Annotated in this window: 7 protein-coding genes; 6 read left to right on the forward strand and 1 reads right to left on the reverse strand. The window is 69.6% G+C overall.

Annotated features, from left to right (window positions below; genetic code table 11):
- Positions 1 to 33: 33 nt before the first annotated feature.
- The 6 genes from E1258_RS28005 (at position 34) to idi (ending at position 6657) form a co-directional block, all read left to right on the forward strand.
- Positions 34 to 1362, forward strand: a complete 1329-nt coding sequence (locus tag E1258_RS28005) for a M20/M25/M40 family metallo-hydrolase (protein WP_132406403.1) — start codon at positions 34 to 36, stop codon at positions 1360 to 1362.
- Positions 1363 to 1422: 60 nt separating this feature from the next.
- On the forward strand, positions 1423 to 2088 hold the full coding sequence (locus E1258_RS28010) for a hypothetical protein (protein WP_132406405.1): 666 nt from the start codon (positions 1423 to 1425) through the stop codon (positions 2086 to 2088).
- A gap of 548 nt (positions 2089 to 2636) precedes the next feature.
- The gene (locus E1258_RS28015) at positions 2637 to 4049 is read left to right on the forward strand and encodes a family 2B encapsulin nanocompartment shell protein (RefSeq protein ID WP_132406407.1); all 1413 of its coding nucleotides are present in this window, start codon (positions 2637 to 2639) and stop codon (positions 4047 to 4049) included.
- 9 nt (positions 4050 to 4058) lie between these two features.
- Complete coding sequence (locus tag E1258_RS28020; RefSeq protein WP_132406409.1) at positions 4059 to 5237, forward strand: family 2 encapsulin nanocompartment cargo protein terpene cyclase; 1179 nt, start codon at positions 4059 to 4061, stop codon at positions 5235 to 5237.
- On the forward strand, positions 5234 to 6103 hold the full coding sequence (locus E1258_RS28025; protein ID WP_132406411.1) for a geranyl diphosphate 2-C-methyltransferase: 870 nt from the start codon (positions 5234 to 5236) through the stop codon (positions 6101 to 6103). The genes E1258_RS28020 and E1258_RS28025 overlap by 4 nt, the downstream gene beginning before the upstream one ends.
- An 8-nt stretch (positions 6104 to 6111) precedes the next feature.
- A complete protein-coding gene (gene idi / locus E1258_RS28030) occupies positions 6112 to 6657 on the forward strand; it encodes an isopentenyl-diphosphate Delta-isomerase (protein ID WP_243715739.1) in 546 nt (181 codons plus the stop codon).
- 91 nt (positions 6658 to 6748) lie between these two features.
- Here idi and E1258_RS28035 read toward each other — a convergent pair whose 3' ends face one another.
- Positions 6749 to 6940 carry a DUF5703 family protein gene (locus tag E1258_RS28035; RefSeq protein WP_036378156.1) on the reverse strand — a complete coding sequence of 64 codons (192 nt, stop codon included), beginning with the start codon at positions 6938 to 6940 and terminating at the stop codon, positions 6749 to 6751.
- Positions 6941 to 7103: the final 163 nt, after the last annotated feature.

Raw genomic sequence — 7103 nt, forward strand, 5'->3', positions numbered from 1 at the left:
CTGCCCGCCTGGGGCGGCTGGTATGAAGAAGCGATGACGAGCGACGCCGCCTCCGCCCCGCCCGAGCCCACCGCCGAGGTCGTCGACCTCTGCCGCGACCTGCTGCGCATCGACACCACCAACACCGGGGACAACGCCACCAGCGCGGGGGAACGAGTCGCCGCCGAGTACGTCGCCGAGAAGCTCGCCGAGGTGGGCATCGAGTCCCAGCTCCACGAGTCGGCCCCAGGCCGGGCCAGCCTCGTCGCCCGCATCGCCGGCACCGACCCGGGCCGGGACGCTCTGCTCGTCCACGGCCATCTCGACGTCGTCCCCGCCGACGCCGACGAGTGGACGGTGCACCCCTTCTCCGGTGAGCTCCGCGACGGCTACCTGTGGGGCCGGGGCGCGATCGACATGAAGGACTTCGACGCCATGGTGCTGGCCGTGGTGCGGCACTGGCGACGCACCGGCGTCCGGCCCGCCCGCGACATCGTGCTGGCGTTCACCGCCGACGAGGAGGCCGGCAGCGACTACGGCGCGCACTACCTCACTCAGCACCACCGCGGCGCCTTCGACGGCTGCACCGAGGCGATCGGCGAGGTCGGCGGCTTCTCCTACACCATCGACGAGTCGCAGCGGCTCTACCTCATCGAGACCGCCGAGAAGGGCATCGACTGGCTGCGGCTGCACGCCAGGGGCCGCCCCGGGCACGGGTCGATGGTGCACGACGACAACGCGGTCACCGCCCTCGCCGAGGCCGTGGCCCGCATCGGCCGGCACCGTTTCCCTGTGGTCGTCACCGACACCGTGCGTGCCTTCCTGGAAGAGGTCTCCGACCTGCTCGGCGTCGAACTCGACCCGGACGACCCGGAGACCGCCATCGCCAAGCTCGGCCCCATCGCCAACATCATCGGCGCGACCATCCGCAACACCGCCAACCCGACCCGGCTCGCCGCCGGCTACAAGGACAACGTCATCCCCGGCCGGGCCACCGCCACTATCGACTGCCGCAGCCTGCCCGGCCAGTCCGAGCTGCTGGAGCAGCAGTTGCGCGAGCTGGTCGGCCCGGACATCGCAATCGAGTACATCCACCGCCAGCCGGCCCTGGAGACCACCTTCGACGGCGACCTGGTCGACGCCATGTCGGCGGCGTTGCGCGCGGAGGACCCGGGCGCCCGGCCCGTGCCGTACATGCTCTCCGGCGGTACCGACGCCAAGGCGTTCTCCCAGCTCGGCATCCGCTGCTTCGGCTTCGCCCCGCTGCGGCTGCCGCCCGACCTCAACTTCTCCGGCCTGTTCCACGGCATCGACGAGCGGGTGCCGGTGGACGGACTACAGTTCGGCGTGCGGGTTCTCGACCGCTTCCTCCGGAATTGCTGACCGTGTCCGTCGCCCCATCCCGCCCGGCACGGATCGTCCCCCATCGCGAAGGGAACGCACATGACCGACCAGCACGGTGAGCTGGACGCCGCCCTGGAGCGGGTGATCGACGCCGCCCGCCGCCATCTGACCGCGGTCCGCGCCGCCCAGGGCCGCATCGACGACGACGACGTCTGGCGGGCGTACGTTGCCCTGAACAACGCCTCGTTCGCCTACGACGAGCAGCTACTCGACGCGTTCGGCGAGGTCACACCCTGGGACGTCGAGTCCATCGACCCCGACGAGGCCGACGAGCGCTTCGGTGCGGCCGAGGGTGTCGAGGCGACCGACCCGTACCCGCGGGTCATCTCGGTGCGCCAGCGCCGCGACTACCGGGTGCCCAGCGTCGCCGCGCTTATCCGGGTCGCCGAGGTGGCCCGCCGCGAGGGCACGCCCTCCGAGGACGATCCCGAGCCCGTCGAGGGCGTCGGCGAGGCGGTGCTGGAGCTGCTACAGAGCGGCGACGGGTCGCTGTCCGCCCTGGACGTACCGGAGCTGGAGCCGCTCGACGGGGTGGTGATGGTCAGCGAGGTCGGCACCCCGGTCGACCTGGAGTCGTTCGACGACGACGACCCGGTGGGCCCGTTCCAGCCGGCCGCCGACGACCGCCTCGTGGGCCGCCTCGACGAGCACCCCTTCCTCGACGTGGCCGACGAGGAGCACGACCACGCGGGGCGCCGCCACTAGCTGTTTCCACCAGGACGGAACGCGGGTGATCGGTGTCGCGTCGCCCGCGTGAGCGCAGGGCCGGCCGTGCGCCTCGGCCTGTCGTAGGCGTTCTGGTTAGGCGGGTGGGGAGCCTCCCGCGGAGGTGTCCAACGCGCGTAGCGCAGGCAGTGCCGCCCGGTTGGTTGCACGTAGCGTGCGGTCACGAGGGTGTCCAGTTCAGCATCAACGCTGATCTGGACACCCTCGTTTGCGTCAACCTGCTCTCGCGCTCGCCCGGGAGTTGGGGGTACTGGGCCGGGGCGACCTACACCGGGATTCTCGCCAGGCACCGATCATCGGGTTGAGGTCAGGGCCGCGCAAGGGGGACCGTCCCATCAAGTGGACGTCGTTCGGCTTCCGCCCTGGTGCAGGCGTATGTCGGATATCTGCCACTAGATATGGCTTTGCGTTCCTGATAGATCTACACGCCGTGTTCGACCGAACGTCGGAAGCGGCGACAGGTCGAGCCTCGTCTGCCGGGCGCAGTTGCCGGTTCCGTCGTCGACAGTGAGACCGAAGGGTTGATCATGACAGCTCCGTTCGTACCTGAGTCCGAGGGCCAGGCACAGCATCGATTGAGCTTGAGTACGGCGGCGGCGCGGAATCTGGCGACGACGACGAAGTCCGTGCCACAGATGCAGGAGATCAGCTCACGGTGGCTGCTGCGCGTGTTGCCGTGGGTGCAGGTCTCCAGCGGGACCTACCGGGTGAACCGGCGGGCGACGTACTTCCTCGGGGACGGCCGGGTGTCGTTCACCAATACGGGCGCCGACGTGCGGGTGGTGCCGGCAGAGCTGGGCGAGCTGCGGCTGTTGCGTGGTTTCGACGACCAGTCCGTGTTGGGTGACCTGGCCGGCCGGTTCACCCGGCAGGACTACGAGCCGGGCCAGGTCATCGCCGAGTTCGGCTCGGTCGTTGACAACCTCTACCTGATCGTGCACGGCAAGGTCAGGGCCGAGGGCGTAGGGGCCTACGGCGACCAGGTGCAGCTGCGGGTGCTCGCTGACGGGGAGTTTTTCGGTGACCGGGCGCTGGTCGAGCCAGAACCGATCTGGGACTACACTGCCAAGGCGCAGACGGCGGTGACGTTGCTGGCGCTGCCCCGGACGGCCTTCGCCGAGTTGCTCGACCGGTCCGAGGCGTTGCAGACCCATGTGGAGCGGTTCCGGGCAGCCGCTGCGGTGCCGCAGAACAAGCACGGCGAGGCGGCTATCGAGCTCGTCTCGGGGCACCGGGGCGAACCGGCGCTGCCGGGCACCTACGTGGACTACGAGTTGTCGCCACGCGAGTACGAGCTGGCCGTCGCGCAGACCGTGCTGCGGGTGCACACCCGCGTGGCCGACCTCTACAACGAGCCGATGAACCAGCTGGAGCAACAGCTCCGGCTGACCATTGAGGCCCTGCGGGAGCGGCAGGAACACGAGATGGTGAACAACCCGGAGTTCGGGCTGCTGCACAACGCCGACTACCGGCAGCGGATCCACACCCGTACCGGCCCGCCGACCCCGGACGACATGGACGAGTTGCTCACCATGCGGCGTGGCACCCGGCTGTTCCTGGCCCATCCGCGGGCCATCGCCGCGTTCTCCCGGGAGTGCACGAAGCGCGGGATCTACCCGGACCCGGTGGAGGTCAACGGCCGGCCGGTGCCAGCCTGGCGGGGCGTCCCCATCTACCCGTGCGGGAAGATCCCGATCACCGACGCGCACACCACGTCGATCCTGGCCATGCGAACCGGGGCAGAGGACCAGGGCGTGATCGGCCTGCACCAGACCGGCATCCCGGATGAGTACGCACCGAGCCTCTCGGTGCGGTTCATGGGCATCAGTGAGCAGGCCATCATGTCGTACCTGGTCAGCGCCTACTTCTCGGTCGCCGTGCTGGTTCCCGACGCGCTCGGGGTGCTCGACGATGTCCAGCTGTCGCACTACGGCGACTAGGGCAACGCCGTGTTCCTCCCGTCGCTCGATTCCGGCAGCGCCGGCACGCTGACCGGGCTGGCCGCGACCATCCTGTCCGACATGGTGGGTGCCCCACCTGCGGAGCTGACCCGGGTCACCGGGCCGGCGCTGCGGCTGAACGGGCCGAGTGGTCTCGGCACTGCGGCGCTACGGATCTCGCCGCCTTCGGTGCCGGCAGCCGTCCCGCCAGCCCCCGACCGGGGCCGGCCAGAGCTGTTCTGCCCGGGGCCGGTCCGCGACGACCCGGCCCTGGGCGAGGAGGTCAACGACCGGGTGGTCGAGTGGGCGGAACAGGTCGGCATCTACCCGGGCCGGCTCGACCGGCTCCGGGCCGGGAACTTCGGCCGCCTGATCATGCTCGCCCATCCTGCCACGAGCGACCCGGACCGCCTGCTGGCCGCGACGAAGTGTGTGGTGGCCGAATGGGCGGCCGACGACTACATGGTCGACGAGGTGTCGCTGGGCGCCGACCCCACCATCGTGGGGTCGCGCCTGGCCAAGCTGCACGTGATCGTGGACCCGGCCAGGTTGCCGGCCCGGTACGCACCACAGCTCGACCAGTACCGGCGTGAGGAGCCCATCGCCACGGCGTTCCGCAGCGCGATGCAGCACCTGTCCCGGTACGTCTCGGTGCCGCAACTGGCCCGCTTCCAGCATCAGATGTCGATCCTGTTCGTCGCCTGGAACCAGGAGGCGGACTGGCACGTCAACCGGCGGACCCCGCCGGTCTGGGAGTATCTGGTCCAGCGGCACCTGAACAGCTACCTGCCGCCCATGATCCTCGTCGATGCGGTCGCCGGCTACGAACTGTCCCCCGAAGAGTTCTTCCACCCGTTGGTACGCCGCGCGTTCACCACGGCAGGGCTGGCCGCCGTGCTGCTCAACGACATCTACTCGGGTGCCCAGGAGTCGGACACCGACTTCAACCTGCCCCGCGTCATCGCGGCGGAGCACAACTGCGCCCTGGAAGAGGGAATCACCCGCACCGTCGAGATACACAACGAGCTGATGCACGAGTTCGTAGCCGATGCTGTGACGCTCAGCCTGACCGGCTCACCCATGCTGCGCCGCTTCCTGGCCGACACCTGGGCCTGGCTGGGCGGCAGCCGTGAGTGGCACGCCACGACCGCCCGATACCACAAGCAACAGGGAGCTGACCCCGCATGACCGTCTCAACGACGCCCACCGCCGGCAGTCCGGTACTGCGTACCCAGTACCAGAAGTCGGTGGCAGCCTACTGGAACACCAACCAGCAGGACCCGGTCAACCTGCGACTGGGTGAGATCGATGGCCTCTACCACCACCACTACGGGATCGGAAACTACGACCCGTCCGTGCTGGCCGGGCCGGAACAGACCCGCGACGAGCGAATCATCGCCGAGCTGCACCGGCTGGAGACGGCACAGGCGGACATGCTCCTGTCGTATCTCGGTGAGATCGCACCGTCCGACCGGGTGCTCGACGCAGGCTCCGGACGCGGTGGCACCAGCTTCATGGCGAACCAGCGCTTCGGGTGTCAGGTCGACGGGGTGAGCATCTCCGAGTACCAGGTGGACTTCGCCAACCGGCAGGCGACCGACCGCAGGGTCGCCGACCAGGTCCGGTTTCACTTCCGCAACATGCTCGACACCGGCTTCGAAGCCGGCTCCCGCCAGGCCGTCTGGACCAACGAGACCACCATGTACGTCGATCTGTTCGAGCTGTATGCGGAGTTCGCCCGGCTGCTGCCGTTCGGCGGCCGTTACGTCTGCATCACCGGGTGCTACAACGACGTCACCGGCGGCCGGTCCAAGGCGGTCAGCCAGATCGACGAGCACTACACCTGCAACATCCACCCACGGAGCTCCTACTTCAAGGCGCTCGCCGCCAACCGGTTCGTGCCCATCCACGTCATCGACCTGACCTCAGCCACCATCCCCTACTGGGAGCTACGGGCTCAGTCGTCGGTGGCGACGGGGATCGAGGACCCGTTCCTGACCGCGTACCGCGAGGGCAGCTTCCACTACCTCCTGATCGCCGCCGACCGGGTCTGACACCACCGATGACGGACCGCGAACAGCATCTCGTAGAGCTGGTGGACCAGGCGGGAACAGCGGTCGGATCATGCACCGTGGCGCGAGCCCACCGAGTGCCCGGTCTGGCCCACCGTGCCTTCTCCATCCTGCTTGTCGATCCGGCCGGGAGGCTGCTGTTACAACGGCGCGCCGCCTCGAAGACGCGCTTCGCCGGACTCTGGGCGAACGCCTGCTGCGGACACCCCGCGCCCGGCGACGACCTCATGTTCGCGGCCACGAGACGGCTCCGGGAGGAACTGGGAGTGTCCGGTCCACCGCTGACCGAAATCGGCGTCCACCGCTACCGGGCCGACGACCCGGGCACCGGGCGGGTCGAACACGAACATGACCACGTGCTGGTCGGCTCCCTCACGGCCAACCAGCACCTCCAACCCGATCCTGCCGAGATCGCCGAGATCCGCTGGATGCCGCCAGAGGAGCTCGCCGCCGATGTGGCGAGCTTTCCCGACCGGTACACCCCGTGGCTGCCCGGACTCCTTGCCATCTGGCAGGCGACCAGATCGGTTGTCTGAACGACCGCGAGACGAGCCCGCCCGGCCGGCTGGCGGGGGCGTGCGGCTGAGGCGGGCCGCCCGGGTGACCGGCGTACGTCGGTCACCCGGGTCAGTACGACAGGCCGGGCTGGGGCTGGTTCACCCGGCGGCGGCGCAGCACCACCTGGCGCGTGCCGTCCCGGTACAGCCGCACCCGGGCCAGCTCCCAACCGGAGAACTCCGCCTGGATCGCCAACTGCGCCGCAGCGGTCAGCCTGTCGACGTTCGAGGGCAGCCGCAGCGGCGCGTATTCGTAGTCCATGCGTTCCATGCTGCCCAGCCCGGCGGCCGTTCGCCACCCCGTCCGCCCCGTCCGCAGCGGCCCGACCGTGCCGCCCGCCCGAACGACGGCTCAACCGTCGCGCTCGGGGTAGCCCACCGGTACGGCGGACACGTCGTCGAGCGCGACGACGATCTCCTCCGGC

It is taken from the genome of Micromonospora sp. KC207, assembly GCF_004348615.1.
GTDB lineage: Bacteria > Actinomycetota > Actinomycetes > Mycobacteriales > Micromonosporaceae > Micromonospora.

Bases quoted from the DNA above. Each gene is read 5' to 3' on its own strand.
- E1258_RS28005 (WP_132406403.1), top strand. From the start codon at position 34: ATGACGAGCGACGCCGCCTCCGCCCCGCCCGAGCCCACCGCCGAGGTC.
- E1258_RS28010 (WP_132406405.1), top strand. From the start codon at position 1,423: ATGACCGACCAGCACGGTGAGCTGGACGCCGCCCTGGAGCGGGTGATC.
- E1258_RS28015 (WP_132406407.1), top strand. From the start codon at position 2,637: ATGACAGCTCCGTTCGTACCTGAGTCCGAGGGCCAGGCACAGCATCGA.
- E1258_RS28025 (WP_132406411.1), top strand. From the start codon at position 5,234: ATGACCGTCTCAACGACGCCCACCGCCGGCAGTCCGGTACTGCGTACC.
- idi (WP_243715739.1), top strand. From the start codon at position 6,112: ATGACGGACCGCGAACAGCATCTCGTAGAGCTGGTGGACCAGGCGGGA.
- E1258_RS28035 (WP_036378156.1), bottom strand. From the start codon at position 6,940: ATGGACTACGAATACGCGCCGCTGCGGCTGCCCTCGAACGTCGACAGG.